Here is a 26,188-nt window from a genome sequence, read left to right on the forward strand (position 1 = left end):
CCGCCCAACCCGCGCGACCCACCCAAACGGCCCTGCACCCCCAACCCGGACGATCCCCCATCGTCCCGCCCGGGGGTGCAGGGCCATTTGCATCGATACCCCATCCTCGCCGGCCGGGGTCCACCCCCAGCCTGCACGATACTGCATCCCCGCGCGCGCCTCCTCACCCCCGGCCCACACGATATTGCATCCCCACCGACCCTCCCGACCCCCGGCCGAGGGGATGGTATATCCGGTCGCGCGCGAGATTTTAGCAGCCGAGGATATCGCCTATCGCCGGCGTCAGGGATGGTGGGGCGGTCGAGATGATGCAGGTTCGACGGAAATTGGGGTCCAGGGCGGGGCGCGGTGATGGTGGATATGGCCGCGCGGGGGTTGAGGCCGGGGCGCGGCGATGGTGGATATGGCCGCGCGGGGGTTGGGGCCGGGGCCGGGCGATGGTGGATATCGTGGCGCGGGGGGTTGGGTCGCGGGCGTGGCGATGGGGGATGTCATGGGGCTTCTATAGACGGCAGACCTGATTTAGACTGCCGGATATGCCTTTGGGACAACTCAGATGCGTTATTTTATGGCGGTTTCTCCCCAACCTTTATTTGTTTATTTGACCGAAATCCATCCCATCAGCCAGGTCGATTCCTATGCGTAATTTTAAATTTTATTTGTCTACTCTCGCCCTGCACGCCCGTGTTTTGGGGGGATTTTTGCTGGCGGCTTCGCTCGCGGTGGGCTGCGGCGACAGCCCTTCGCGTGACGCGGGGTCGGGTTATGACGCCGGGGATGCAGGTGGTGTCGGGGACGCCGGAGATGTCGGGACGGGCGACGCAGACGCGGACGCCGGGGGGACCGAGAATAATTCGCCCGGGGAGTTCGAGCTCGCCGGGTGCACCAGCGCGGCGCGCGGCGCGCAGCCGTCGGCCCAGTTGCCGCAGGTGACGAATCGGGAGAGTGAATACCAGATTGAGCTGGAGCGCTGGGGGATCCACGCCGACGGAACCCACGCCCAGGAGACCACCGACGGGCTCAACGAGGCGCTGGCCTGGGCGAAGCAGAACGGGCACGGCACGGTGCGCCTGGGGGCGGGGACCTACCTGGTCGGCGAGGAGATTAACGCCCAATATGCCGGCGGCGTGGTGCTCCCGGGCGGGTTGGTCTTCGCGCTCGACCCGGACGCCGTCATCCAGATGGCGCCCAACGACCGCTGGAATTATTGCGTGGTCGCGGTCGTGGGCGCTCAAGACGTCATCATCACCGGCGGGCAGATCCGCGGCGAGCGCGACGCGCATACCTTCGCCGGCGGCGGGGCGCACGACGAGGGGCATACCATCTGCATCGAGCGCGAGAGCGAGCGCGTGCTGGTCGAAAATACTCGCCTGAGTCACGGCACCGGCGACGGCGTGCTCATCGTGGGCGCCGGCGAGGCGGGCTCTTCATCCAAGCATATCACCATCCGCAAGAACGAGATTTTTAATCACCGTCGCCAGGGCGTCTCGATCGTGGGCGGCACCAATATCGTGGTCGAGGAGAACGAGATTCACCACATCAGCGGCGTCGCCCCGCAGTTTGGCGTCGACATCGAGAGCCTTCACTATAAGAGCCAGGATATCCTGATCCGCGGGAATCATTTTCATCAAAATCAGGGCGGCGATTACGTCAACACCGACGGGCGAAACGTCTGGCTGGTCGACAATATTATGGACCAGACCGGCCTGCAGGAGCGCCAGACCGACGGGCCCGTGGTCCACTGGGCCGAGACCGACCAGGTCATCCGAAACAACACCATCACCGTGACCGTGGGCAGCTCGAACGGGCGTTGGGCGATCATCGGCTACGGCTCCGATCGCGAGACGACCGCGGTCAATTATATCGAGGACAACGTCTTTCACGGCGGCGGCATCCACATGGCCAACACGCGCCGCATGCAGGTCACGGGCAATACCGTCAAGGATTGGCAGATCCTGGGGACCGACGTGAGCTGCCTAAAATTCGACGACAACGCGGTCGAATACGACGGCGGCGAGCCCTATAAATTTCGCAATATGTACGGCGAAGCCTCGGGCAATACGCTCAACGGCGAGCCGGTGGACCTGGCGTTTAGCCCCGACTCGCCGTTTACCAACTCACCGCCGCATATGTGGTGATGGGGCTGGCTGGGCGGGCACGTCATCGTTTTTTATTAATCAGATTTTTTCTCTGGTTGGCAGGTGTGATCTGTTGTAGTTTGGCGAGGCGGACGCCGGGCGCTTTGGGTCAAGCTCAGGCTATACAAGCTAAAATATTTGAAAAAAACGAGGGCAATTACGTTCATTCGTGAATTCTTGAGCGCCGCGTCGCCTTGGCGCGGCGGGCGTCGTCTCTTGGTCCCCGGTTATCTGCGGCATCCACCCCAAAATAGTGATGGGCTGGATAATTAATCGGACGTTGCGCAGTTTTACAATAATTAAAGTTGGATATTTGAATGAAAGCTATCACCCGCACCACGCTCAGCTCTATCGCCGCCCTCACGCTGCTCATCTCGGGCTGCACCGCCATCACCGATGGCGTGCGTCCCGAGCAGCAAAGCGCTTCGCAAAATCTCAACGACTTGGAGTGCACCCCGGAGTCCCTGCTCGATCCCAACGGCGCGCAGCGTTTTATCGTGGATTGGAATGACGGCGACCGCGCATCGCTCGAAGACGAGATGTACCAGGGCGTCGCGCTGGTGAAATATACCTGCGAGGGCATGCAGGTGCTCAGGAGCTGCGCGCAGCCCGGGGACTACGGCTACCGCGCGAGTAACTCGCAGAAGACCCAAACCATGCAGATCGCCGACGCGATCTCGGCGGGCGCGAACTTCTCGAGCCCCACCGCAGGCGCGAGCTTCCAGGCGGTGTTCGACCAGGACCGGGCGCTTAACCTGGCGTATGTGATGGTCGGGTCGCGGACGACGTCGGTCAAAGACATCAGCCGGGCGGCCATCGACCGCGCTGCCTGCCAGGGGGCCACGCACTTCGTGTATCAGACCCAACTCGGGGCGTTTAAGATGGCGTCGGGCGAGAAGGGCCACGCCGCCACGGCCGCCGAGGTGTTCGGGTACGGCGACGCCGACGCGTCGGCCTCAAGCAGCCGCGAGGTGCTCAGCGCTGACGGCGACGCCCGGGCCTGCGCCTACGCTTCGCCCGGCGACGCGGACGCACCCCAGGGCTGCGGCGCGCTGATGCGCGTGAGCATTCTGCCGATCACGAATTAAGACGCGCAAAATCTGCGTAAAATCCCCACCGCTGGACCTGTTTATTTGGAGAATATATGCATTTTATCACCCGCTGGACCCTTGTGTCCCTGGTCGCCGTTTCCCTGGCGGGCACGAGCTGTACAAGCATCATTGACGCTGTCCGCCCCGACAAGCGTAATCTCTCGGGCGAGCTCGGCGACGCCGCTTGCACGCCTGAGCAACTCAGCGCCCCAAACGGCACCCAACGCTTCGTGGTCGAGTGGAATGACGGCGACCGTGCCTCTCTCGAAGACGAGATGCGCGACGGGGTCGCGCTGGTCAAATTTAGCTGCGATGGAATCCAATTGCTGAGAAGCTGCGCGGTCCCGGGGACCTACGGGTACCGGGCGAGTAACTCCAAAAAGGCACGGGTTCTCCAATTTGAGGATGCGCTGTCTGCGTCGGCGAACTTTTCGAGTTCCCTGCTGGGCTCAGGCCTTGGCGGCGACATCGACCAGGGTCGCTCGCTTGACCTGGCGTATGTCATGGTCGGCTCCGAGACCACGCCCGTCAAAGACGTCACCTACGACCAGCTCGACCGCGCGGCGTGCAAGGAGGCCACGCACTTTGTCTATCAGACCCAGGTGGGCGCCTTCGCGCTTAAGGCCAGCGAGCAGGGGGAGGTCGTCTCGGCCAGCAGCATTTTGGGGCTCGGGGGCACCGACTCCGAGACGTCAAGCAGCCGTCAGTCGCGCGTCGCCGACGGCGATGCGGCGGCCTGCGCGGGCTCGACGCCCGACGATATCGGCCCTCCCCAGGACTGCGGCGCGAAGATGCGCGTGACCATCTTGCCGCTCATCGAGGGGAAGATCGACGCCTATTCGCCCGAAGCCGCCGAGCTCGCCGCCACGACGCCCCCGACTTGCCCCGCCGGCACTGTCTATGACCGGGGATATTGCGTCTTGCCGACCCAGATCCAGCCTAATCTGTGCGAGCACGGCGATGTCGACGGCTGCATCGATGCGTGCCAAAAACAAAACCTGGAGAGCTGCAATCGCATGGCCCGGGCGTTCGCCAAGAGTATTCCAGACGGGCTGGACTATTTCGCGCATAACGACGCCAGCGTGAGTACATACGGCGAAGAGGCCGTCGCCCGCTATCGGACCATCAAGTACACTACGCTCCCACTGCTTGAGCAGGCTTGCGAGGAGCGCGATATGGCCGACGCCTGTTGGATGGCCGGTATCATCTATACGCTGAGCGACCGCGAGATTCTCGCGCAGGATGACTCGCCAGATGCGGTTGTCGACTACGGAAAGCGCACATTTCACCTGATGAGCAGCGCCTGCAAATTCGGCAACGTCGCCAGCTGTCAGGCGCTGCACCAGCAGACCCATTCATTGATGCGCACGATGGAGGCGAGGCTGCCGCGCGAGGATGAAATCAGCGACGACTCCGAGCGGGTGTTCTTGCCCGACCTGGTGGCCGACGCCGAGAAAGCCCTGCAGGAGAGTTGCTATGCGGGCACCCTGCCGGTTTGTATGTCGCTGGCCGAGGCCGCGCTTGAGGGGCACAAGTCGATCGTTGACATCGAGAAGGCCAGCTTTGCCCTGGAGAAAGCCTGCCTGGGCGGCATCGGCGAGGCCTGCTTCTGGAGCGCGCTTGCCTTTGCCTCCGAGGACGCCCAGACCTGCGAGAATTTGCTCAAGACCACCACCACGCCCAATAAGGTGTCGCCAAATGACGACCCCAATCGCGAGGACTACGAGTATCTGTACCACCCGCGCGACCCCCAGCAATTCAACGAGGATTACCAGTCCACCTGCGAATTTATCACGAAGGAGGACTTTCAGAAAAAACTCGCCCCCTACGCCCCCGAGCGCGCCAAGGCCTTGGCCCGCCAGGCCTGCCATATCTCGGGCGGCTATCTGACCGAGAACGCCTGCGAGATGTCGGGGCTGCTGAGCCCCTGAGCCGGCAAAAGATGAAGCCGCCGACGGGCTGACCGTCGCGATACAGCCCCGACCAAGCTTCTGCTTGGCCGGGGCTTTTTGGCTTGTTATGGGTGGGCTTTTGGCAGGCTTGTGGGGGCGAGACAAAACGCCCGATATTCTTTGGGCGCGCGAAAGTGTCTGACTCTTAAGGGTTTTTTAAGGCGAGGGCCCGCCCTGTGTGCGCGCGGGTGTGCGACGATTTCGGCGTGAATCAATCTTCGCGACATCAAAAATATTGGTTGACAATTGTCGTCGGATATCCCAGATAGACTTTAGCTGCGCCGGCAAATGCCGCCACACATTCACCTCGCACGTCGTGCCATTCCGCGGCTGGATTTAGTCCCCCAGTCGGTCCGCAACGCTCGTGCACTTTCCTGACTTTTCTACGTATATGCCTTCGCTTAAACCGATTCTATCCGTCGATTGCTCTGAGTCTCCGCCGCAGAAGTTTATGAGCGCCTGACTCTGTTGACACCTTGACCCAGCAAGTCAATGGCACCGTTGAACTAAAGAACAAGTAGACGACGATGTGTGCAGACTTCTGCTCGCCTTGAACGAAGCCCATCGCCGAGCCCGAGTTCCCTTACCTGACATTCAGAGCCTTCGCTCACTTTCTGGGTTTATTCACGTAGCCGTAAGTAATTCCCGTTAAATGAGCAGGAAATCAATTGCCCCTCATTTGGGGTCGAGTGCGCAGTTTTGCGTGCTTTGCATGCCCTTTCCCCGTCTCCCCCATAGCTAAGCGTCGAGCTTGAGTATGCAAAAACCTGCGTCAGATCGGTTGGATCCCCAAACTCCGGGTATTGATGAGGTCGATTCAATTCGCCAGCAATTGAGCAGCGCGTGGTGCAATGTCGAGCTATGTCGGCGCCTGGTTAGCGCTCTGCGCGACCGTGGGGATGCCCGACAAGCCGTCGAGATCGCATCGAAGGTCGCAGAGTCGTGTTTGGAACAGGGGCGGTTGGGGGGCGCGATTGAGGCGATGGAGATGGTGCTAGAGTTGGCGCCTGAGCGGGTCGATGTGCATATGGAGGTGGGGCGAACACACCTGCAATTGGGATATTTTGACAAGGCGGCGGCCTCGTTTGGGCGCGCGTTTGATTGTGCGAGTGCTCAAGACGATGCAGCAAAAGCAGAAGAAGCCCTGGGGTTTTTGGGGCGGGTACAGAAGGCCAGCGTCGACTTTCGCCTGCGCGAGGCGAAGTGGCATATCTGCAACGGCGAGAGCCAGGCCGCGATGGCGTCGATGCGAGAGTGCGTGCAAATTTTCGAAGATGACCCCCGCTCACATGACTTCTCCCGGGTTGGGGCGACGGTCGTGGCGCTGAGCGCTTTGGACGCCGAGGCCGGCGAGCAGTTGGGGGTATATTTGGCGCAGCGTGCGAATGCGCTTGTCTCTGCCGGGCTCTTCGAGGCGGCGATCCAGGCGCTGTGTTGGGCCATCAAGGCGGCGCCGAAGACCCAGAAGACGTACCGACACATTGCGGAACTGCTCACCGCCAAGGGATATGGGCAGGAAGTGATTGAAGTCATTGAGTTTGTCGGGCGAAAACTGGGTGGAGGGGATGCCGTGAAAGAACTAATAGCGCTGAGCGAAGAGTTATCGGAGCGCCAGGTGCTCCATCCTGGCGACGGCGCGCTGGAGACGAAATCGGGCGTGGACAGCGCTGATGGGTGGCCTTTTCGCCTGATTGTGGAGGAGTTCGAGGAGCTCGAGGAGATCGACCTTGACGGCCAGGGGCCTTTTATTGAGTGGGAGCCTTCGGGGCTTGGCGATGAGATAACCTCGCCGAGCCCGGTGTCGCGAGCGTTTGCTCGAGAGGTCGCGTCCGCGCCGGTAGGGTCGCTCACCGGCGCGCCCGATTTTGGGGGCGAATGTGCCGCGCGAAATCTCCTGAATCTGCTGGCGCGACTCAGCGCGATCGAGGCGCTGAGCTGTGTGAGGTTTTTTGCTGAAGGGGAGGCCGAACCTCGCGCCCAGATGATGGTGAAGAACGGAGAGGTGCTTCTGGGCTGCCGTGTTCAGGGGCGCTCGTTGGCGGACCTTTTCGAGGCTGGTCTTGTAGACGCCGGTGGCGTTGACGTCGCCAAAATATGCCGCCGATGGGACGAAAGCTTCACCGATGTCAGCCGCGAGGATGGCCGAGAGGGGAGTGTCGCGGGCGTCCCCGACCATCGGGAGACCTATATATATGGGGTCGGCACCGCGCACGCACTGGCGAGGTTAGCCGAGTTGGGACGCGAGGTGCATTTGAGCGTAAGCGTTGAAGCGATGTCTGGGGATAGATCGGTGCAGAGATTCTCCACGGCCATGTTGCTATTGGAAGCTTCGGCGCTCCTGTGTCCCCACACCGACACGAGTGAGCGCTTGCTTGAGCATGATTTCGGCGAGGAGCGCTGGGTATTGCAGCGGTCGGCGGGGTCAGATTGCTACCTTCCCCTCGGTTACAGCGGGTCCGCGGTGAGTTTCGATGAATTGCTCGAGGCCAGCGTATTGGTTGGAGAGCTCGAGGCTTCAACGCGGCCATTGAATCAAAAGGGGGGCGGCGTTGGCATTAGCTTTTTGTCAAAGCAAGCCGCGTGGGGGGCCGTTTGGGACGGGGAAATTGTATTGCTGGCGCGGTGTGACAATCAAGATATTGGGCGATTAGTGTCAACCATGCGCTCGCTGACCAGGGAGTGATTCGATGGATTCCCTGGTTCTTATGCTCAACTCACTGACGGTCTGGATTGGGGAGCGCCTGATTCTATCGGGCGTCGATCTCGCGCTGGAGCGTGGGAAATGCCTGGTGCTGATGGGACCCGGCGGCGGCGGTAAGTCGACGCTGATGCGCACCATATGTGGGGTAGATCGCGAGAGTCATCTAATTCAAGTCGGCGGCCAGGCGCACTATCTTGGGGCGTCGATTCTTCGCGACGCCGTCGCGGCGCGTCCGGCGTTTGTCGAGCAAAAACTATCGATGATGAGCGCGACCGCCTTTGAGCTGTTGTCGTCCCGCTACCCCGAGCGCGAAAGATATACGCGCGAAGACCTGCGCAGGCGACTTCGCCATGAGCTAGACGCCCTGGGGGAGGGCGCTCTAGCGCGTCATTTTGACACCGAACTTCTGGCCTTGTCCCCATGCGAGCGCCGACTCTTGACGTTGGTCGCCGCGGTACTTCCGGACCCCGAACTTCTCTGCGCCGATGAGCCGATGGCCAGGCTTTCGGAAGAGGATAGCCAGCGAATCTTGCGGTTTTTGACGACCCAAAAGCAAAAGCGCAGCCTATTTCTGACGACCCATAATCAGCGGTATGCGCGCCAAATTGCGGACTACACAGCGATCCTTGCCGGGGGGACGATTCACGAATGCACGCTCACTGAGTCGTTCTTTCGCGCGCCCTATACCCGGGTCGCCCAGGAGTTCATTCGAAGTGGCAGTTGCACGGTGGATTCTCCCCAGGCCGATCCACGGCAATTATCGCCGGCCTATTTGGCCCGGCAGAGCCCCTGGGCGAGCAAGGGAACCCCGGCATTGCAGGAGCGCCAAACACGCGCGGCTGCGCGGCCCGCGCCCGGCAATGTGCCGAGTGAGAGCCGCGGACCCTATGGTTTCCATTGGATGCGGCCCGGTCGGTTGGCCGGGACACCCATGCCCGGCATCGTGCGCCCGATTGAGGAGGACCTCGGCTCGCTCAAGCGCATGAATATCACCGCGCTGGTGAGTTTGACCGAGATTCCGCTCGATTCGGAGACGCTCAAGCCCTACGCAATCGACCTCATTCACTTCCCCATTGTCGACATGCATCCACCGCAGTTGCAGGCCGCGGGCGCGTTTTGCGCCCGTATTCAGCGGCGCCTGGCTCAGGGCGACGTGATTGCTTTTCACTGTCGCGCCGGCATCGGGCGCACAGGGACGATGCTGGCGGCGTTTGAGGTTTTCGAAGGCCTTGGCGCTGAGGATGCGTTCTCCCGGGCCCGCCAAATTCATCCGCGTTGGATTCAATCCGAACTGCAACACCAATTTCTCAACAAATTCGAGCGTTGGCTCGAATCAGCCGTCGCCCGCGACGGCTCCATCCAGCGGAAAAGTTCTGCATTACACACGTGATGCGTTCCTGCTTTTTCCCATGACCATAACTAGTAAGGAGTTGTAATGTCTCTCGATTCAGCAATTCAATCCGCCATTTCGGATATCCCGGAGTGTGTAGCCGGCGGCTATGTCGACATGTCCACGGGCATGCTCATTGGCGTCAAAACCGTAGAGTCTCACCCTCAGGAGATTCTTGATTTCGTCGCGGCGGCCACCTCCGATCTCTTCCAGGGGCGAAACGTGGTCACGATTGAGAAGATGTTCCGCAAGAACCGTGGTGTCAGCGAAGACGGGCATCACTATTTTCAGGAGATTTTGGTCTTCAGCGACAATTTATTGCACATCTTTCAACGCTGTAAAAACTATCCCGAGCATGCGGTGGTTTGGGTCTGCAACAAATCCGCAAATATCGGTATGGCGCTCACCAAGGCGCGGATGAACCTGAGCAAGGTTGAAAGCGCCCTGTAATTTCAATTGGAGCTGTCGCCGCTTCGATGCTCGTGCACCAGGCTCAGCCTGTGCGGATGCGTCGAGGCGGCGATAAATATGGCGACCAAGCATGGGCCCGAGAGGGCTCAAGAAGGCTGAAACGATGAATAAAGACAGGCCCACCGTTGAGTTTGAGGGATTCCGTTATCAAGTTCGCGATGGGGAGTCGCTCCTTGATAGTCTGATCCGTGGCGGAGCTGAGGTTGATTTTTCGTGTCGCCACGGCGTCTGCCAGACATGTATGATGCGTGTGCTGTCAGGCGAGGTAAATCTGGAGGCGACAAAAGCCCTGCGTCAAGAGTTGGTCGACAGCGGGCATTTCCTTCCCTGTCGGGCACACCCGAAGGCGGACCTTACGGTTGGCCTCGCCGACTACTCTCAGCTCACGCTGGAGGCGATCGTGTCCGAGAAGGTCGCGCTTTCGCCAAGCGTGGTTCGGCTCTCGATCGAGCCCGCGGTCAACTTGGACTGGACCCCAGGGCAGTATATTAACCTCATCAACCCTGAAGGGATTTCGAGGAATTACTCCATCGCGAGTATCGCCGAGGAGGACTATTTCGTGCACCTCCATGTCAAACGCGTCGACAACGGGGTGGTCAGTGGTTGGATTCACGATGCGTTAGAGGTAGGCGACTTCATTAAGATTCAGGGGCCAATGGGCGAGTGTGTCTATGACCTGGATAACCCGGAGCGCACCCTCGTCTTGCTCGCCACGGGGACGGGGCTTGCGCCGCTATATGGCGTCCTGCGCGACGCCCTCCGGCACGGGCATCGCGGGCCGATCCTTCTATACCACGGCGTGGCGACCCCGGATGAGCTTTATCTAAACGCGGAGCTAGTGGCGCTGGCGCGCGCCCATGCGAACCTGCGCTATTTTCCGTGCGTCGGCGAGCAAAGCGTCACACAGGCGGCCTTCGACTCGCCGTCGTTTTCACAGGACGTCGCGGAGCACGCGCTTTATCTATGCGGAAACCCGGGGATGGTGTACCACGCGCGCTATCTCGCGATTGGAGCCGGATTTCGACGCGCTCATATCCTGGCCGATCCCTTCATAAGTGACGAACCCTATTGGCCCCAGGATGGTCAAAAGCTCCAGTCGCTGCCGCCCGAGCCCGAGCTCTGGGCCGCTCTTGAACAGGGACCGAAGTTGCGGCGTATCCTGGAAGATGTCTATGACCAAATCTATGCCGACCCCCGATTGAGCCCCTTTTTTCAGCACGCGACAAAAGAGCGGGCGATCTCGAAGCAATATGAGTTTTTAGCGGCTATTTTCCATGCGGAGAGCTCTTATTTTGGTTTGAATCCATTCAACGCGCACCATTGGATGATCTTTAGCGATGAAATTTTTGATCATCGAGAGGATCTTTTTGAAAATACTCTGCGAAAGCATGGGGTGCAGGAGCGCTTCATCCGGCGTTGGATGAGTATTCAGGAGTTGTTTCGCCGCGAAATGGTCAAGAGCAGCGAGCGCGGCATGATTATGGGTGGCGAGGAGCATCTAAAGTCGGGCTATAGCCAGGAGGTCTTGGGCGTCGGCTCGATCTGTGACGGCTGTCAGCGCGAATTGCCCGCCGGCAGCGCCGGGTTGATGCACCAACGAACCGGGCATTTTTATTGCGTACATTGTAACCCGCACGCGGTCGGCTGAATTGGACGCGCTTTGCGGGCGCGCGATGCGGTCGCGCGCTCAGAAGCGGTACACCGCCACAAATTGCTCGACCTGCTCGGACGCCGAGTCGCGCGCGGGGCTCACCGATTCGAAGCGCGCGCAGTTGGCGCTTACGTGCAATTGGGCGTCGCGGCCGATGTAGTTGTCCAGGTCCTGATAATCGTAGGGATGCTGCGACGGGGGCATCTTCCAAGCGCGCATTCTGGGGTATCGGACCGTCGCTGCGGGGAGGCCGAAGACGATGCCCTGGTCGTGGTCGTCGGGGTATTTGGCCAGGTGGGTGTCGTGGCGCACCGAGAGCTTGGGCGTCCCGTTATCGTTATAGAGCACCAGGGTGGTGTCGGTCTGGAGCGTCGTGTAGCGCGTGGTGACGCCGCCGGACCAGGTCAGATAGCGGATGCTATTGGGCTGCGGCGCGGACCAGGGCCCGCAGCCGTTAGCGTCGCAGGTGCGACTGCGCTCCAAAACGGTCTGGGAGTCCAGCACGACGCTCGAGCTTGAGTTGAGCCTGGCGAGCGCGTCGGCCGCGCTCCAGGCGGCGCCAGAGCAGCTCTGCGGGTCGAACCAGTCGTCGGGGTCGACCGTGTCCTGGCAGGCGCCGGCGCTGCAGGTCTGCGACGCGGAGCAGGCGACCGGCGCGGACCAATCCAAACACCCCGACGCCTGCATTTCACAGGTCTTCAGCGCCGATTCGCCGTCGCAAACCGTGCTCCCCTGAGTGCAGGCGTCGGTGCAACTCGGGAGCGAAAAACCAACGCCCGGGCTGGGGTCGGCGAGCTGGAAATCGCTGAAATTATCGTGGGTATTGGTCATATTCTCGTCGCGCGACAGGCTCTGGCCGGCGGGCGCGTCCACCGCCGGCTCGCCCAGCCCGGCAGCCACCTCGGTGGCGCTAAACTCCCCGTAGGCCAGCGCGTCGATGACCTGCTCGCCGAAGCGCAATTGGACGCTGTCGGGGCCGTTTTGCAGGTCGGCTTTGTTGTCGAGTTGGTCGGCCAGGGCTAGCCACTCGGCGGGGGCGCTGGGCTGCATGACCACGAAGAAGCCCTCGCTATTGGTCTGGCCGATGAGGTCGATCGTGGCGTATTCGCCGCCACCATTTCCGTTGACCGCGACCAGCCGCAGGCCGTCTACCGCGGTGTTCGCGGGGCCGTAGACCTCGATAAAGCTCTCTTTGTCGGCGCCCGGCGCGTCGTAATAAACCTCGCTGATGAGGAAATTATCGGGGGCTTTGCACGCGCCGTTTTCGCAGCCAAAGGCGCAGGCGGTGTCGACGAAATCGTAGGTGCAGGCGGCGTCTTCGCAGAGCCCCGGGGCGCTGAAGCTGCGGAGTGTGTCGGCGTCGGCGCAGGTGTCGGCGGGCGGGGTGTCGCAGGCCAGGTCGCACACAGGCTCTTGCGTGTCGGGCGTCCCGGTATCACTGGCGTCCTCGGGGTCGGTGGCATCGGTTGCGTCGGTTGCGTCAGCATCGCTGGCGTCGGTAGCGTCGGTAGCATCGCCAACATTGCTGACATCGTCGGGCGTCCCGGCATCGTCGGGCGCCCCTGCATCCTCGTCTATATGCGCATCCGGGGCCCCTGCGTCGTCAGCCTGGTGCGCGTCAGACAAGGCATCGCTGGCATCCGGCGCGGAGCCGGTATCTCGCCCCTCATCCGATGGCGCATCGTCGCTGCAGGCGAGCGCGAATAAGAGGACCGAGAGAATAAAACAATATCGAAATATGCGCATGATTTATTGGCCTATATGCTTAGAAATAGTTTGTTTAATACGCGAGCCCGACGCGCTTGCGCATATAAGTATCATTGAACAGGAGCGAATACGCAAAAGCCGCCGTATCGCCCACCGAAATTCTCTTGCCGCCCTCCGGCAGAAAATCGACCTCGGACCGGTACTCGCCTTCTTCATCCCCATCGGGCAAATAGGTCGGGCAAACGACCGTCCAGTCCAGGGCCGAGGCGGCCAAAAGCTCGTAGGCGGCCAGGTGGTCTTCGGCCGCAGTCGTCGAGCGACGCTTCGAGTCTCGTGACTGAAACCGATAGATATCGGGTTGGCTGCGGCTTTGCAAAATGCCGGCGGTCCCGATGGTGATGATGCGCGAGATCCCGTGCGCTTGCATCGCCTTGAGGATAAGCGGCGTGCTCCGAGACAACACCTGATTCTTGTCGGTATTCAGGGCGCTGATGACGACGTCACAGCCGGCCATTGACCCGACGATATCCTGCTCGCTCAACGCGTCACCGGTGACGAGTCTGAGCCGATCTGAGCGCGTTGCGATCTTATCCGGCGACCGAACCAGGGCTGTGATGGCGTGGGCGTCGGCGAGTGCTTTGGTGAGGATGCGTTGGCCGACGCGGCCGGTGGCGCCTAAGAGGTATATTTTCATTGGATATTCTTCCTGATGGGGCGCGGGGGCTGTGAGATCCGAAGAGAGCGAAGGGCAATGGACTTCTCTAACTTGGGTCCGCGTCTACACTTTTTGTGACGTAATTCGACAGTCCAACTAATAGCACGCGGGGGCGGTCATGGAGGCGTTCGAGCAGACGGTGATCGTGGTCCTATCATGGGCGCGCCTGGGCATCGAGATGCTGGGGGCGTTGGTGGTCGTCGTCGGCGTCATGGCGGCGGTTGCGCATATTGTGCGGGCGCCGCGCGAGGCGTCGGATGCGGGACGACACGGGTTTCGCCATATCCGTCTGGTGCTCTCCCAATATCTGGCCATCGCCCTCGAATTTCAACTCGCCGCGGACATCCTCGCGACCACCATCGCGCCCTCCTGGGCGGAGCTCGGAAAACTCGCCGCGGTCGCGGCCATTCGAACAGGGCTGAACTATTTTTTGGAGCGAGAAATGCGCTCGATGGAGGAGAGCGGGGAGTCGCCCCCGCGCAGGCCAGGTCGGGGGTAGCGCGGTGTTCGGTTTGCTTTGGTTGAGGTCGTGGGTGGTGAGTATTCAAAAAAGATCTTTGCCCACTTTGGCCGGGTGTCTACGGTTTGAGCGTCGCCCGATTTCACTCCTGGTGGGGCTCGTAGTTCTTTTGGCCGCGGCTGCGCTCTGCGTGGTCGCGGACCGCGATAAATAATTAAATAATTTCAATGGATAGTGGGCAGTACGACTATCGCTAAACGGGACTGCTCCATGACGTCTAGTGAAACTCCTATTGTGCCGACGCCTCCCTCCGATTGCGCGGGATGCGCCTCTGCGATGCCGGCGCGCCCCACGACATGGCCCAAAGGTGGCCCCTCCAATATTCATGTGATGGCCAAGCCCACCGGGGCGGTGTGCAATTTGGACTGCAAATATTGCTTCTTCCTGTCCAAGGAAGCGCTCTATCCGGGGAGTCCTTTTCGCATGGCTGATGACCTGCTCGAACTCTATATTCGGCAGGTAATTGAGTCCCAACGCGGCGCGCATGTGACCATCGCCTGGCAGGGCGGTGAGCCCACATTGATGGGCTTGGAATTCTTTGAGCGCGCGCTCGAAGTCGTCGAGAAATACCGCCGTCCCAATATGACGATCGAGCATACCATCCAGACGAACGGGACCCGGCTCAGCGATGCGTGGTGTACGTTTTTCCGCGAACATTCGTTTTTGGTTGGGCTTTCGATCGACGGCACGCGCGCGATGCATGACGCGTATCGGGTAGATAAGGGCGGTCGCGGGACATTTGATAAGGTGGTGCGCGCGGCAAAGCTCCTAAAGGCGCATCAGGTCGACTTCAATATATTATGCACCGTGCATGACCAAAACGCCGACGCTCCCTTGGAGGTCTACCGGTTTTTTCGTGATGAGCTAGGCGCTCAATTTATTCAGTTCATTCCGATTGTTGAGCGGGTCAGCCCGGAGACGCGCCAGCAAGCCGAAGAGGGCTGGGGCAGCGGTGGTGAGGGGCGACCGCTCTATACGCAGCACGGAAAGATGGTCACCGAGCGCTCCGTCGAGCCCCAAAAGTGGGGCGATTTTCTGATCGCCATCTTCGATGAGTGGGTGCGAAACGACGTCGGTCAGGTGTTTTTGCCCCAATTTGAGGCAGCTTTAGCCAGCTGGATGCGCCTGCCGCAGTCGATGTGCATCTTCGCCGAGACCTGCGGGGATGCGGTCGCGCTGGAGCACAACGGCGACCTCTACTCCTGCGACCACTATGTCGAACCGGACTTTCTGCTCGGCAATATTCGCGACGCGCATTTGCTTGAGTTGGTCTCCTCTGAGCGCCAACGTGCCTTCGGGCGCGCCAAAAAAGACACCCTCCCTGAGCATTGCCTGAACTGCGAGGTGCGCTTTGCCTGCAATGGCGAATGCCCGCGAAACCGGTTCATGCAGACCCCCGATGGCGAGTCGGGGCTGAACTATCTATGTGCCGGGTATAAGGCGTTTTTTACACATATTGACGAACCGATGCAGGTGATGGGTGGGCTATTGCGCAGCGGAAATGACGCCGCCCTGGTGATGGAGATATTGAGGCGTGAGGAGCGCGCGAAGACCGAGCGGCCGAGCCGGCATCCGCCTCGGCGCCGGCGTCAACGGCGCCGTCATCAGACGTAATCAGCCAAGGCGCTCCGGAGACGAGCGCGTCCAATAGGCTACGGACCCGGAGGCGCGGGGAGGGCACGCGAGCGCAATGGCGGAGAAGACGACGACCGATCCAGCGGGGGATTCCCCGACCGAGACGCTAGGCGAGCAGCGCACTGACCTGGCCTATCAGCGCAGCGTTGAGGCGGCTGAGCGCACGCTGATGGCGGCGGTGCGCACCGCGGTCTCCATGGTCAGCTTTGGCTTCACGATCGCGAAATTTTTTCAGTATCTGAGCAAACTTGGGGACCTGCAGAGCAAGCAGTCTGAACTCGACCAGGCCCCGCATCACCTTGGGCTTGTGCTTCTGGTTGGCGGCGTCCTGACCATCGTGTTGGGGATCGCAGAGTATGTGATTTACGCGCGTGATTTGCGGCGCCGAAGTGGTCAGAAGAGGAGACTGAGCAGCGCACTATTTTCAGCGGTATTTATTCTGGTGGTCGGGCTCCTCCTGAGCGCCAGTGTTGTCGTGGACCTGGTCATCAAATGAACGCAGTTTCGAACGGATTGAAACCTCATACCAGAGAGAAGAATGGTCAAGAAACGCTTTCAAGGACGTATCGCGCTGGATGCTCGTGACGCTGAGCCGGATTGGTCCGCGTATTCGCCGCCCAAAGCGCGCGATGGTGCGCCGAATATCCTCTATATCGTGTGGGACGACGTCGGCTTTGGCGCCTTCGATTGTTATGGCGGGCTCATCGAAACGCCAAACATGACTCGCATCGCCGATATGGGGCTGCGCTATACCCAATTTCATACCACCGCGCTGTGCTCGCCGACGCGCGCCTGCTTGCTGACCGGTCGCAACGCGACCAGCAATGGGATGGCGTGTATCTCGGAATTTGCCACCGGATACCCCGGCTCGAACGGGCGTATTCCGTTCGAGAATGCCATGCTCCAAGAGGTGCTCGTCGACGAGGGCTATAGCACCTATCACCTCGGGAAGTGGCACCTGACGCCGGACTATGACAATCACGCCGCGGGCTCGCGCCGGCAGTGGCCGCTGGGGCGCGGGTTCGAGCGTTTCTACGGATTCTTAGGCGGCGAAACCAACCAGTGGTACCCGTTGCTTATCCAGGACAATCAGTCCGTGGACCAGCCCTATCTGCCCGAAGACGGATACCATTTCACCAAAGATATCACCGACAAGGCACTGCAATATATTCGAGACGCCCGCGCGGTTGAGCCGGACAAGCCCTGGATGATGTATTTTGCCCCCGGGTGTGGTCACGCCCCGCATCATGTGCCGAAGGAGTGGGCCGACAAATATAAGGGCAAATTTGACATGGGTTACGAAGCCTATCGAAAGCAGACATTGGCCCGCCAGATCAAGATGGGGTTGGTGCCCAAGGGGACGAAACTGCCCAAGCTTAACGAGTATATGGATGAGACCAGCGTCGACGGTAAGCCCTGGCCGGAGCAAGACGTGGTGCGCCCCTGGAAGTCACTGAGCGCCGACGAGAAAAAATTATTCTCGCGCATGGCCGAGGTCTACGCCGGGTTCGTCAGCCATTGTGACCATCATATCGGTCGTATACTCGACCACCTTGAGGCCACCGGTGAGCTTGATAACACCATCATTGTGGCTGTGAGCGACAACGGCGCCAGCGGGGAAGGCGGTCCGAACGGGACGGTCAATGAGATGAAGTTCTTCAACGGAATCGTCGATACCACCAAGGAAAACCTTAAATATATCGATGAGCTGGGTTCTCCGAAGACCTATAACCACTATCCCAACGGTTGGGCGCAGGCGTTCTGCGCGCCCTTCAAGATGTATAAGCGTTACGCCAATTACGAGGGCGGTACGGCCGACCCGCTGTTGGTCGCCTGGCCCAAGGGCATCAAGGCGCGTGGCGAGATTCGCCACCAATATTGCCACGCGATCGATATCGTTCCGACCATCTATGACTGCATGGATATCGATCCGCCGGACGTCGTCCATGGCTATACCCAGTCGGAGATTGAAGGGGTGAGCTTCGCGCACACCTTTGATCACGCGGAGGCCAAGACCAATAAACGCGCGCAGTTCTATAGCATGCTGGGGACGCGTAGCATCTGGTACGACGGCTGGCATGCCAGCGCCGTGCATCCGGCAACCAGCGGCTGGGGCAACTTTGAGCAAGATCGCTGGGAGCTATTTAACCTCGAAAAGGATCGGAGCCAGACCAAGGACCTGGCTGAGAAATATCCCGCGAAGCTTGAGGAGATGAAGAATATCTGGGCGATGTTCGCCGGGCGCTATAACGCGCTTCCGCTCGATGATCGAACCGCCGTGGAGGTCCTCGCGGCCAACCGGCCACAGCCCGGCAAGCCGCGCACCGAGTACGTCTATTATCCGCACACCGAACCGGTACCCCAGGGGGTTGGCGCGAGCACCACGCAGCGCTCGTATGACATCGCGGCGGAGGTCACCGTCGACAAAGGTGGGCAACCCGACGGCGTCATCTTCGCCCAGGGCAGTAACGCCGGCGGCCACACACTCTATGTCAAAGGGGGGCGGCTCCATTACGTCTATAATTGGTTGGGCGAATTGCAGCAGAAGATCAGCGCAACGAAGCCGCTTAAGCCCGGCAAACACACCGTGGGCGTGAGCTTCGAGATCCAGAAGCATGACGATAACCAGAGCCCCATCGGCCCGGTGAAGCTATTTATCGACGGCAAGGAGATCGCCTCGGACACCATGAAAACTCAGCCCGGGTTCTTTGGCCTTGAGGGCGTCATCACCGTGGGGCGCGACGTCGGGAGTCCGGCCAGTGACGACTATTCATCGCCCGACACCTTTCAGGGGGGCGTGGTCGAGAAGGTTACGATTGGGCTGAAAGGAATGCCGTATCAAGACCCGGATATGGAGGCCCAGATGGCTCATCGGCGCGACTAACCGCCGCTGAAGAAGTTGAAGGCGTGGTGGCCTTTGCGCAGCTCAGGTCACCACGCAGGCCTCGGTGCCCAAAAATATAAAACTTCGAATATCAGGACAAAACCGATGAGCAAAAAACGCTTTCAAGGGCATATCGCCCTCGACGTCCGTGACTCCCAGGCCGATTGGTCCGCATACGAGTCGCCCTCTGCCGAGAAAGACGCCCCCAATATTTTATATATCGTGTGGGATGACGTCGGCTTTGGCGCGTTCGAGAGCTTCGGCGGGTTGATCGAGACGCCCAATATGACCCGCCTCGCCAATCAGGGCCTGCGCTTCACCAACTTCCACACCACCGCGCTGTGCTCGCCCACCCGCTCCTGTCTTTTGACCGGGCGAAACGCAACCTCCAATGGCATGGCGTGTATCGCCGAAGCCTCGTCTGGCTTTCCTGGATCGAACGGGCATATTCCCTTTGAGAATGGGTTCATCTCCGAGATCCTGGTCGACCGCGGCTACAATACCTACGCGGTTGGTAAGTGGCATCTGACGCCGGGTGAGCAAACGCATATGGCGGCCAGCAAACGCCAGTGGCCGTTGGGACGTGGCTTCGAGCGATTCTATGGTTTCCTCGGCGGTGAGACCGACCAATATTACCCCGACCTCTTCCAGGATAATCAGCCGGCCGAGATCACAAAATCCCCCGAGGAGGGCTACCACCTCAGCGTTGACATCGCCGACACCGCGATTCGCTATATTCGCGATGCCAAGGTCATCGCCCCGCAGAAACCCTGGCTCATGTATTTCTGCCCCGGCGCGGGTCACGCGCCGCATCAGGTCCCCAAGGAATGGCCTGATAAATACGCCGGGAAATTCGATATGGGCTGGGATAAGTACCGTGAAGAGGCGCTCAAGCGCCAAATCAAGATGGGGATTCTGCCCAAGGGGACCGAGCTGCCGCCTATCAACGCCTATATCAACGAAAAAAGCGCCGACGGCAAAAAATGGCCCGACACCGATATTATCCGCGATTGGGATAGCTTGAAGGACGACGAGAAGACGCTCTTTTGCCGTATGGCCGAGGTCTATGCCGGCTTCGTGAGTCATTGCGACCACCATATCGGTCGTCTGCTCGATTACCTCGATGAGACCGGTCAGCTCGACAACACTCTTGTGGTCGTCGTCTCCGACAACGGGGCCAGCGGCGAGGGGGGCCCGAATGGCTCGGTTAACGAGAATAAGTTCTTCAACAGCGTGCCGGATAGCCTCGAAGATAATATGAAATATCTCGACGTTCTCGGCTCAACGAAGACCTATAACCATTATCCCAACGGCTGGGCGCAGGCGTTTTGTGCACCGTTCAAGATGTACAAACGCTATTCAGGCCACGAGGGCGGCACCGCCGACCCGATGATCATAAGCTGGCCCAAAGGCATCAAGTCGAAGGGGGAGACGCGTGACCAATACTGCCACGCGATTGATATCGTCCCAACGATTTACGATTGCCTCGGCATTGAGCCGCCGGATGTGGTGAAGGGCTATACCCAGTCGGAGCTCGAGGGCGTGAGCTTCAAGCATACCTTTGAAGACAAGAAGGCGCCGACCAAAAAGCGCGCGCAGATCTACGGGATGCTCGGCTCGCGCGGCATCTGGTACGAGGGCTGGCACGCCGCCACGGTTCATCCCACGGTGTCTGGTTGGGGGAACTTCGCCAGCGATCGCTGGGAGCTTTTCAACCTCGATGAAGACCGTAGTCAGGCCCACGACCTGGCCCGCAAGCATCCCCATAAGCTTGAACAGTTAAAGCAGCTCTGGTTCGGTTTCGCCGGGCGCTACAACGGTCTCCCGCTGGACGACCGCACTGCCCGCGAGGTGCTGATGAGTCCGCGGCCGCAACCCTCGCCCGATCGAGACGTATATGTGTATTACCCCGATTGCGCGGACGTGCCCGAGATGGTCGCGGCCAAGACGCACGGGCGCTCATTCGACATCGGCTGCGAGCTAAAGGTGGAGAAGGAGCGGGCCAAGGGCGTGCTCTTCGCGCAGGGCGGCCGCTTCGGCGGGCACTCCCTCTTCATCAAAGATCGTCGCCTACACTATGTCTATAATTGGCTGGGGGAGACCGAGCAGATCGTCACTTCGAATAAGACGATCCCGACGGGGAAGCACACCTTCGGTGCGCGCTTTGATATGACCGGCTCGGATGGCCCCAGCCCGACGGGACGTGTCGACTTATATATCGACGAGCAGGTTGTCGGTACGATTGAGATCAAGACTCAACCCGGGGCCTTCTCGCTGGCTGGTGAAGGCCTGGCGGTCGGGCGAGATAGTGGTCAGCCGGTGTCGAGCGAATACCAGTCGCCCTTTACTTTCGAAGGGGGGACCATCAAGCAGGTGACGATTGATCTGCGCGGTGAGCGGATTCGCGACCTCGACAAGGAGGCGCTGGCGATGATGTCACGGGACTGACTCGCTAGGTATCAGGCGCCCGAGCGATATGCCCGGGCGCTTGATGAGTTGATAGCAGCGATAGACCCGTGCTGGGGGGCACCATGAACGCGTTCCGATGGACACTCTTGCTAGAGATTATCTTCGTCGTCACCGCGATGGCCTATATTGGGTTGTCCGTGACTTGGGCGCAGGTCAACGGGTTGCTGCGAGACCGCGGCCTCGTTGGCCGATCGCTTCTCGCGAACCTGCTGCTCGTTCCGTTACTCGCGGCCGGGCTGATCGCAGTGATTCCGATGCCGCTCGATGCCCAGGTCGCGCTGATTTTGTTGGCGCTGGCGCCCGGAGGGCTCAATGTCCTGCAATTTAGCACCAAGATTGACGGGCATCTGGCGCAGGCCGCCGCGCTATTGTTCCTATTGTCGATGCTCTCGCTGATCACGACGCCTGTGGGAGTCGCGCTGATGCCCATGCCGCGCGATCCCGGTCAGTTGATCGCCGTCAGAAATATCCTCGCGTTTTTGGCCGCGGTGCTCGCGCCGATGGCCCTGGGAGCGCTGGTGCGTCGACACACGCCCGAGCTCGCTGAGAAGCTTGCTCGGCCGATCAACCTAATGTCGACGGTTTCCTTCGTCGCGGCGATGCTCGTGGGCAGCGCGATCAAAAAAGATGCAGCTGAAGCCCTCGGCGGCAGTGTTTTGTTGGTGCTCGTTCTCTTTGTAGCTGGCACCTGGCTCATCGGGTGGGTGCTGGGTGGTGGGGACGGCGCGGACCGACGTTTGTTGGCGACCGTGACCAGCATTCGAAACGCCGGTCTGGTGCTGCTCTTCGGAATTACGCTCTTCCCGAACACGGGCGTCGACACGGTGGTGCTCGCCTACGCGCTGCTGATGATTTTGCCGAACGCCGCGATTATGGTGACGCATTCTGTTCGCCAAAAGCGCGCCGCTCATAAATTGGGCCAGACGCCGAAAGTTTGAGGGGATAGCGATGCTCGACCAACTCAAGCGGGTGGATCCGATGCACGGCTGGGTCCTTCTGGCGGTGGTGATTCTATTATTATTCGTCTTCGAAGTGGGGCGTTGGCTCGCGCGGCGGCGAGAGGGCGTCGATGCGAATACGAAATTTCACGCGGCCAATGTGCTAAACGGGATGCTCACGCTCCTGTCTTTCTTTTTAGCCTTCAGCTTCAGCATCGCCTCGGAACATTTCGAGAATCGACGACGAATTGTGCTCGATGAGGCGAACGCGATTGGCACGACCTACCTGCGTTCGAAATATCTACCACCGGCGCATGCCGACAAGATTCAGCGCCTTCTATTGGAGTATGCGAATCTGCGAATTACCCCGGCGGACCCGTCTACAATCCCGCGGTTGCGCGAGCGCTCCGGGAAGATTCAGACGCAGCTATGGGATCAGGCGATCGCGTTGGAATCTGTGAACCCTAACTCGGAATTCGCGGGTTTATTTATCGTCTCATTGAACGAGATGATCGATCTGGACGAGGCGCGAATTACCACGACGGTCGTGTACCGTCTGCCGATTATCATCATGATCGTGCTCTTCGGGATCGCGATCCTCACCCTGATGGTCATGGGTTATAGCGCCGGTTTGCGCGACGCCCGCAGCGCCGTGCTCACCTTCGCCGTGGTGCTCGCCGTTTCCGGAGTGTTGGTGCTCATTATCGACCTCGATCGCCCCGTTCAGCGCGCCTTCAGTGTCGACCAGCAGCCGCTTATCGATGTGCGGGATTCCCTCGAAAAGGATCTTCGCCAATGAGGGAGGGCGCTGTTTATGTGGTTGGTTTTGGTGGAAGTTGTTGAAATCGTTGCTATTTTCGTGGGGAGTGATCCGCGTGTCCGTAGGCAGCGATGCTGACGGTGCTGACCATTTTGAAGGGGAGAGATACCGTGACCACATATATCAGGGAGCAAGTCGCCTACGAAAACTGGGGCTGGATGATGGCGCGCGGCGTCATGGCCTTGCTATTCGGTTTAATCGCGCTGGTCTGGCCGGGGCCCACGCTGGCGACCCTGGTGATCCTCTTCGGGGTGACTCTATTGGGCGATGGAGTCACCGCCTTGGTCTACGCGGCCAGCGGTGGGCGCACCTCTCGTGGAGATACTTGGCCGTTGATTTTGGCGGGACTCACCGGGATTGGCGGGGCCGTGATCACGTTCATTTGGCCGCAGATCACCGTGGGCGTATTGGTGTTCATCATTGCTTTCTGGGCGATTATTCGAGGGGTGTTGGAGATCGTCGCCTACGTGGATCTGCGGCGTATCTTTGGCGGCAGTTGGCTGCTGGCGGTGAGTGGTGTGTTGGCGCTGGTCTTCGGGGTCGTTCTATTGGCCTGGCCGTCCTTAGGGTTGCGTATCTTTGCCTGGGTGGTCGGGGCCTATGCAATCCTCGCCGGCATCGTCTTTGTGAGCCTGGCTGTCCGCATGCGCCAGATGATTCATCGCCGTGAATTTGACCCCGATTACACGCCTTCCGACCGGCCCAGCGAGCCGACGCCGGCCTAGTGGCGCGAGCGGCAGTATTTGAAATTTGGCAGGCGCCACGGAGGCAGCGATGATCGACGAGGTCCTATCCAGCGAGACGCATTGGTGGTTCTTCTTCGCCGGGACGATTGCCTTCTTTTGGTTGATGGTGGAAGGCGGCTATTGGGTTGGGCGTTGGCGGCGCGAGCATGTCGACCCGGAGCAGCGCGCCCAGACCGGGACCATCCTCGCCGCGCTGTTGGCGCTGCTCGGGTTTTTGCTGGCGATTAGTTTCGGCATTGCGGCGGACCGCTTCGGTCAGCGAAAGGCACTGGTGCTTCAGGAGGCAAACGATATCGGCACGACTTTTTTGCGCACGGATTTTCTGCCCGAAGCGCCGCGCGATGCCTCCAAGAAGTTGCTCTCCGAATACGTCGACACTCGCCTTCGCCCGCTCGAAATGGGCGACCTGGATGACGCGATTCGAAACTCGACGCGCATCCAGAACGCGTTGTGGGAGCAGGCTGATATTGCCGCCGCGGCGCGCCCGCGCTCGGTCCCGGTGGGGCTCTATATCGACGCGCTCAATGACGTGATCGACCGCCACGAAGAACGCGTCACCGTCAGTCTTCACTACCGGATCCCTCCCAGCCTGATCTGGACACTGTATTTGGTGGCCTTGCTGTCGATGGTCGTGATGGGTCTGAATTTTGGGCTCGCCGGCACCCGCAACCTGCTCGCCAGCTTGGCGCTGGTGCTCGCCTTTGCCGCGGTGCTCCTGCTTATCGTCGACCTCGACCAGGTGCACCAACACCTCTTCACTGTCGACCAATCGCCTTTGGCCGACACCCAGGCGTCGATTCGCGAGTCGATGCGTGGATCATCTGCCATCGGTGGCGGCCCCGAAACACCCGACGCGCCCGCAGCACCGACGCGTTAAATACCAGAGTTGAGGGGCAGCGCGCGCGAACGTGTTTTGTCATCCAACAGCCATTGGGCCGAGCAGGCGCAGTGGATGAGTCGCGAAAATTTGGCAATTAGTAAAAAATATGACAGAAAACACACGCTGCTTAGATTGTTTGGTCTCGGTTTAAGTTGTTGATAACTATGGGGTATGTGCGCATGTTGGGTTTTGAGCTGTAGGTGTGATGCGTGGCTTTCCAGCGAGTGTTCGGCGTAGACGACACAAGACGTCGGCTGCTCGGTGGACGCCGCGATGAGTGACAGCACACATTTTCCAACGCGGGGGCAGTTATGACCAGAGACTCGATAACGAGAGAGGAAGTTAGAGACTCCGAATATCGGCGCGAGGGCGAAGAAGAGCGCGTCGTGCCGCCGGCGCGCGCCTCTTGGGGCGCGATTTTTGCCGGCACGGCGATGGCGCTGGCCGTCTGGTTCATGCTCAGCATGCTCGGGGCGGCCGTCGGGTTAAGCAGCTTTGACCCGGCGCAGGACGCCGACCCCTTCAGCGGATTTGGGGTCGGCATGGGCCTGTGGCTCGCCGTACAGATTATCGTCGCCCTATTTGTGGGTGGTTGGGTCTCCGGGCGACTCGCCGGCAAGCCGCGCGGGCTCGACGGGGCGTTGAACGCCGGTGTGGTGTGGGCGCTGGCCTTTTTGCTGGGCATCTTCGGGGTGACGAGCTTCACCTCCAGCCTGGTCAGCGGGGTCACGAGCGTGGTCTCCAAAGGGGCGAGCGTGGCGGCCGGTGCTGTTGGTGGTGTGATCGACGAGGTGGGCAAGCAAACGCCGGAACTGCAACGTGGTCAGATCGTGAGCACGATTCAGCGCGAGGCGCAGGAAATGCTTCGCCAGACCGACTCCCAGGCCCTGCAGCCCGGCCAAGTTGAAGAGACAGCCGAGGACCTTAAAGGTATCGCGGGTGATACGGCCCGAGATATTGCGGCTTCTCCCCAAGACGCCCAACAAGAGCTGAGTCAGGCCATTAATCAGGCCTTTGGTAGCCTCGACGGCGTGGTTGATGCCGCCGACCGCGACGCGGTCGTCAATGTGCTCGCCGCCCGCACCAATATGAGCCGCGCCGAGGCCAGCGAGACCGTCGATCAGTGGGCTCAGACCTATCAGGAAGCCCTGGCGGGTCTGGAGGAAGCCGGTGAGGAAATCGCGGCGACCGCGAAGTCGGCCGCCGGCGATGCGAGCGACGCGGTCGCAACCGTCCTCTGGTGGTCTTTGTTGGGCATTGTTCTCGGCCTCTTCGCGGCCCTGGCCGGCGGTTATATCGGTAGCCCAAGGCTCGAAGCATGGCGCGAGCGGGAGGAGATCGAACACCGTCGCCATCGCGTCGTTTACGCTGGCTAGCGTCCAAGCGACGCACCCGACGATAGCGCAGAGTTCTTAAACAAAAGACCCGACCGGCGAGGGCGCAACCTCGTCGGTCGGGTCTTTTGTTTCGTTATGCTGGA

19 protein-coding genes are annotated in these 26,188 nt (G+C 60.3%); 17 read left to right on the top strand and 2 right to left on the bottom strand.

What is annotated here, in order from left to right:
• The first annotated feature begins 638 nt into the window (after window positions 1-638).
• From DN745_RS01200 to DN745_RS01230, 7 genes are all read left to right on the top strand, one after another.
• Entirely contained in the window at window positions 639-2,138 is a 1,500-nt protein-coding gene (locus DN745_RS01200; RefSeq protein ID WP_111331386.1) for a right-handed parallel beta-helix repeat-containing protein, read from the top strand.
• 317 nt (window positions 2,139-2,455) lie between these two features.
• Window positions 2,456-3,226 (top strand): hypothetical protein, encoded by a 771-nt coding sequence (locus tag DN745_RS01205; protein ID WP_111331388.1) that lies wholly within the window; start codon window positions 2,456-2,458, stop codon window positions 3,224-3,226.
• Between the two features lie 56 nt (window positions 3,227-3,282).
• Window positions 3,283-5,160: a hypothetical protein gene (locus DN745_RS01210; RefSeq protein WP_111331390.1), complete on the top strand. Its 1,878-nt coding sequence runs from the start codon at window positions 3,283-3,285 to the stop codon at window positions 5,158-5,160.
• A gap of 1,279 nt (window positions 5,161-6,439) precedes the next feature.
• Complete coding sequence (locus tag DN745_RS01215) at window positions 6,440-7,864, top strand: hypothetical protein (RefSeq protein WP_133621678.1); 1,425 nt, start codon at window positions 6,440-6,442, stop codon at window positions 7,862-7,864.
• Between the two features lie 4 nt (window positions 7,865-7,868).
• Window positions 7,869-9,272: a phosphatase domain-containing putative toxin gene (locus tag DN745_RS01220; RefSeq protein WP_111331394.1), complete on the top strand. Its 1,404-nt coding sequence runs from the start codon at window positions 7,869-7,871 to the stop codon at window positions 9,270-9,272.
• Between the two features lie 45 nt (window positions 9,273-9,317).
• Window positions 9,318-9,722 carry a hypothetical protein gene (locus tag DN745_RS01225; RefSeq protein ID WP_111331396.1) on the top strand — a complete coding sequence of 135 codons (405 nt, stop codon included), beginning with the start codon at window positions 9,318-9,320 and terminating at the stop codon, window positions 9,720-9,722.
• A gap of 124 nt (window positions 9,723-9,846) precedes the next feature.
• Window positions 9,847-11,391 (top strand): 2Fe-2S iron-sulfur cluster-binding protein, encoded by a 1,545-nt coding sequence (locus tag DN745_RS01230; RefSeq protein WP_162687380.1) that lies wholly within the window; start codon window positions 9,847-9,849, stop codon window positions 11,389-11,391.
• A 39-nt stretch (window positions 11,392-11,430) separates the two neighbouring features.
• On the opposite strand, the gene DN745_RS01235 is transcribed toward DN745_RS01230, so the two are convergent.
• Window positions 11,431-13,140, bottom strand: a complete 1,710-nt coding sequence (locus DN745_RS01235; RefSeq protein ID WP_111331400.1) for a hypothetical protein — start codon at window positions 13,138-13,140, stop codon at window positions 11,431-11,433.
• A gap of 34 nt (window positions 13,141-13,174) precedes the next feature.
• Window positions 13,175-13,795, bottom strand: a complete 621-nt coding sequence (locus DN745_RS01240; protein ID WP_111331402.1) for an NAD(P)-dependent oxidoreductase — start codon at window positions 13,793-13,795, stop codon at window positions 13,175-13,177.
• Between the two features lie 139 nt (window positions 13,796-13,934).
• On the opposite strand from DN745_RS01240, the gene DN745_RS01245 reads away from it, so the two are divergent.
• The 10 genes from DN745_RS01245 (at window position 13,935) to DN745_RS01290 (ending at window position 26,084) form a co-directional block, all read left to right on the top strand.
• The gene (locus DN745_RS01245; RefSeq protein WP_111331404.1) at window positions 13,935-14,315 is read left to right on the top strand and encodes a DUF1622 domain-containing protein; all 381 of its coding nucleotides are present in this window, start codon (window positions 13,935-13,937) and stop codon (window positions 14,313-14,315) included.
• Window positions 14,316-14,612: 297 nt separating this feature from the next.
• The gene (locus DN745_RS01250) at window positions 14,613-15,950 is read left to right on the top strand and encodes an anaerobic sulfatase maturase (protein ID WP_111331406.1); all 1,338 of its coding nucleotides are present in this window, start codon (window positions 14,613-14,615) and stop codon (window positions 15,948-15,950) included.
• A gap of 76 nt (window positions 15,951-16,026) precedes the next feature.
• The gene (locus DN745_RS01255; protein WP_111331408.1) at window positions 16,027-16,467 is read left to right on the top strand and encodes a YidH family protein; all 441 of its coding nucleotides are present in this window, start codon (window positions 16,027-16,029) and stop codon (window positions 16,465-16,467) included.
• A 42-nt stretch (window positions 16,468-16,509) separates the two neighbouring features.
• Window positions 16,510-18,855: a sulfatase-like hydrolase/transferase gene (locus tag DN745_RS01260; RefSeq protein ID WP_111331410.1), complete on the top strand. Its 2,346-nt coding sequence runs from the start codon at window positions 16,510-16,512 to the stop codon at window positions 18,853-18,855.
• Between the two features lie 105 nt (window positions 18,856-18,960).
• On the top strand, window positions 18,961-21,303 hold the full coding sequence (locus DN745_RS01265) for an arylsulfatase (RefSeq protein WP_111331412.1): 2,343 nt from the start codon (window positions 18,961-18,963) through the stop codon (window positions 21,301-21,303).
• Between the two features lie 68 nt (window positions 21,304-21,371).
• Entirely contained in the window at window positions 21,372-22,262 is an 891-nt protein-coding gene (locus tag DN745_RS01270) for a bile acid:sodium symporter (RefSeq protein ID WP_275426322.1), read from the top strand.
• 10 nt (window positions 22,263-22,272) lie between these two features.
• The gene (locus DN745_RS01275; protein ID WP_111331416.1) at window positions 22,273-23,061 is read left to right on the top strand and encodes a bestrophin-like domain; all 789 of its coding nucleotides are present in this window, start codon (window positions 22,273-22,275) and stop codon (window positions 23,059-23,061) included.
• A gap of 92 nt (window positions 23,062-23,153) precedes the next feature.
• Window positions 23,154-23,807, top strand: a complete 654-nt coding sequence (locus DN745_RS01280) for an HdeD family acid-resistance protein (RefSeq protein ID WP_111331418.1) — start codon at window positions 23,154-23,156, stop codon at window positions 23,805-23,807.
• A gap of 49 nt (window positions 23,808-23,856) precedes the next feature.
• Window positions 23,857-24,705, top strand: a complete 849-nt coding sequence (locus DN745_RS01285; RefSeq protein ID WP_111331420.1) for a bestrophin-like domain — start codon at window positions 23,857-23,859, stop codon at window positions 24,703-24,705.
• 314 nt (window positions 24,706-25,019) lie between these two features.
• Window positions 25,020-26,084, top strand: coding sequence for a YrzE family protein (locus tag DN745_RS01290; protein WP_111331422.1), 1,065 nt, complete (start codon window positions 25,020-25,022; stop codon window positions 26,082-26,084).
• The last annotated feature ends 104 nt before the right edge of the window (window positions 26,085-26,188 follow it).

This window comes from Bradymonas sediminis (assembly GCF_003258315.1).
In the GTDB taxonomy this organism is placed as follows: Bacteria; Myxococcota_A; Bradymonadia; order Bradymonadales; family Bradymonadaceae; genus Bradymonas; species Bradymonas sediminis.

Coding starts and splice junctions, on each gene's coding strand:
- DN745_RS01250 (WP_111331406.1), top strand. CDS start 14,613: ATGCCGGCGCGCCCCACGACATGGCCCAAAGGTGGCCCCTCCAATATT.
- DN745_RS01285 (WP_111331420.1), top strand. CDS start 23,857: ATGATCGACGAGGTCCTATCCAGCGAGACGCATTGGTGGTTCTTCTTC.
- DN745_RS01265 (WP_111331412.1), top strand. CDS start 18,961: ATGAGCAAAAAACGCTTTCAAGGGCATATCGCCCTCGACGTCCGTGAC.
- DN745_RS01210 (WP_111331390.1), top strand. CDS start 3,283: ATGCATTTTATCACCCGCTGGACCCTTGTGTCCCTGGTCGCCGTTTCC.
- DN745_RS01275 (WP_111331416.1), top strand. CDS start 22,273: ATGCTCGACCAACTCAAGCGGGTGGATCCGATGCACGGCTGGGTCCTT.
- DN745_RS01280 (WP_111331418.1), top strand. CDS start 23,154: ATGCTGACGGTGCTGACCATTTTGAAGGGGAGAGATACCGTGACCACA.
- DN745_RS01200 (WP_111331386.1), top strand. CDS start 639: ATGCGTAATTTTAAATTTTATTTGTCTACTCTCGCCCTGCACGCCCGT.
- DN745_RS01255 (WP_111331408.1), top strand. CDS start 16,027: ATGGCGGAGAAGACGACGACCGATCCAGCGGGGGATTCCCCGACCGAG.
- DN745_RS01290 (WP_111331422.1), top strand. CDS start 25,020: ATGACCAGAGACTCGATAACGAGAGAGGAAGTTAGAGACTCCGAATAT.
- DN745_RS01220 (WP_111331394.1), top strand. CDS start 7,869: ATGGATTCCCTGGTTCTTATGCTCAACTCACTGACGGTCTGGATTGGG.
- DN745_RS01225 (WP_111331396.1), top strand. CDS start 9,318: ATGTCTCTCGATTCAGCAATTCAATCCGCCATTTCGGATATCCCGGAG.
- DN745_RS01230 (WP_162687380.1), top strand. CDS start 9,847: ATGAATAAAGACAGGCCCACCGTTGAGTTTGAGGGATTCCGTTATCAA.
- DN745_RS01245 (WP_111331404.1), top strand. CDS start 13,935: ATGGAGGCGTTCGAGCAGACGGTGATCGTGGTCCTATCATGGGCGCGC.
- DN745_RS01235 (WP_111331400.1), bottom strand. CDS start 13,140: ATGCGCATATTTCGATATTGTTTTATTCTCTCGGTCCTCTTATTCGCG.
- DN745_RS01240 (WP_111331402.1), bottom strand. CDS start 13,795: ATGAAAATATACCTCTTAGGCGCCACCGGCCGCGTCGGCCAACGCATC.
- DN745_RS01205 (WP_111331388.1), top strand. CDS start 2,456: ATGAAAGCTATCACCCGCACCACGCTCAGCTCTATCGCCGCCCTCACG.
- DN745_RS01260 (WP_111331410.1), top strand. CDS start 16,510: ATGGTCAAGAAACGCTTTCAAGGACGTATCGCGCTGGATGCTCGTGAC.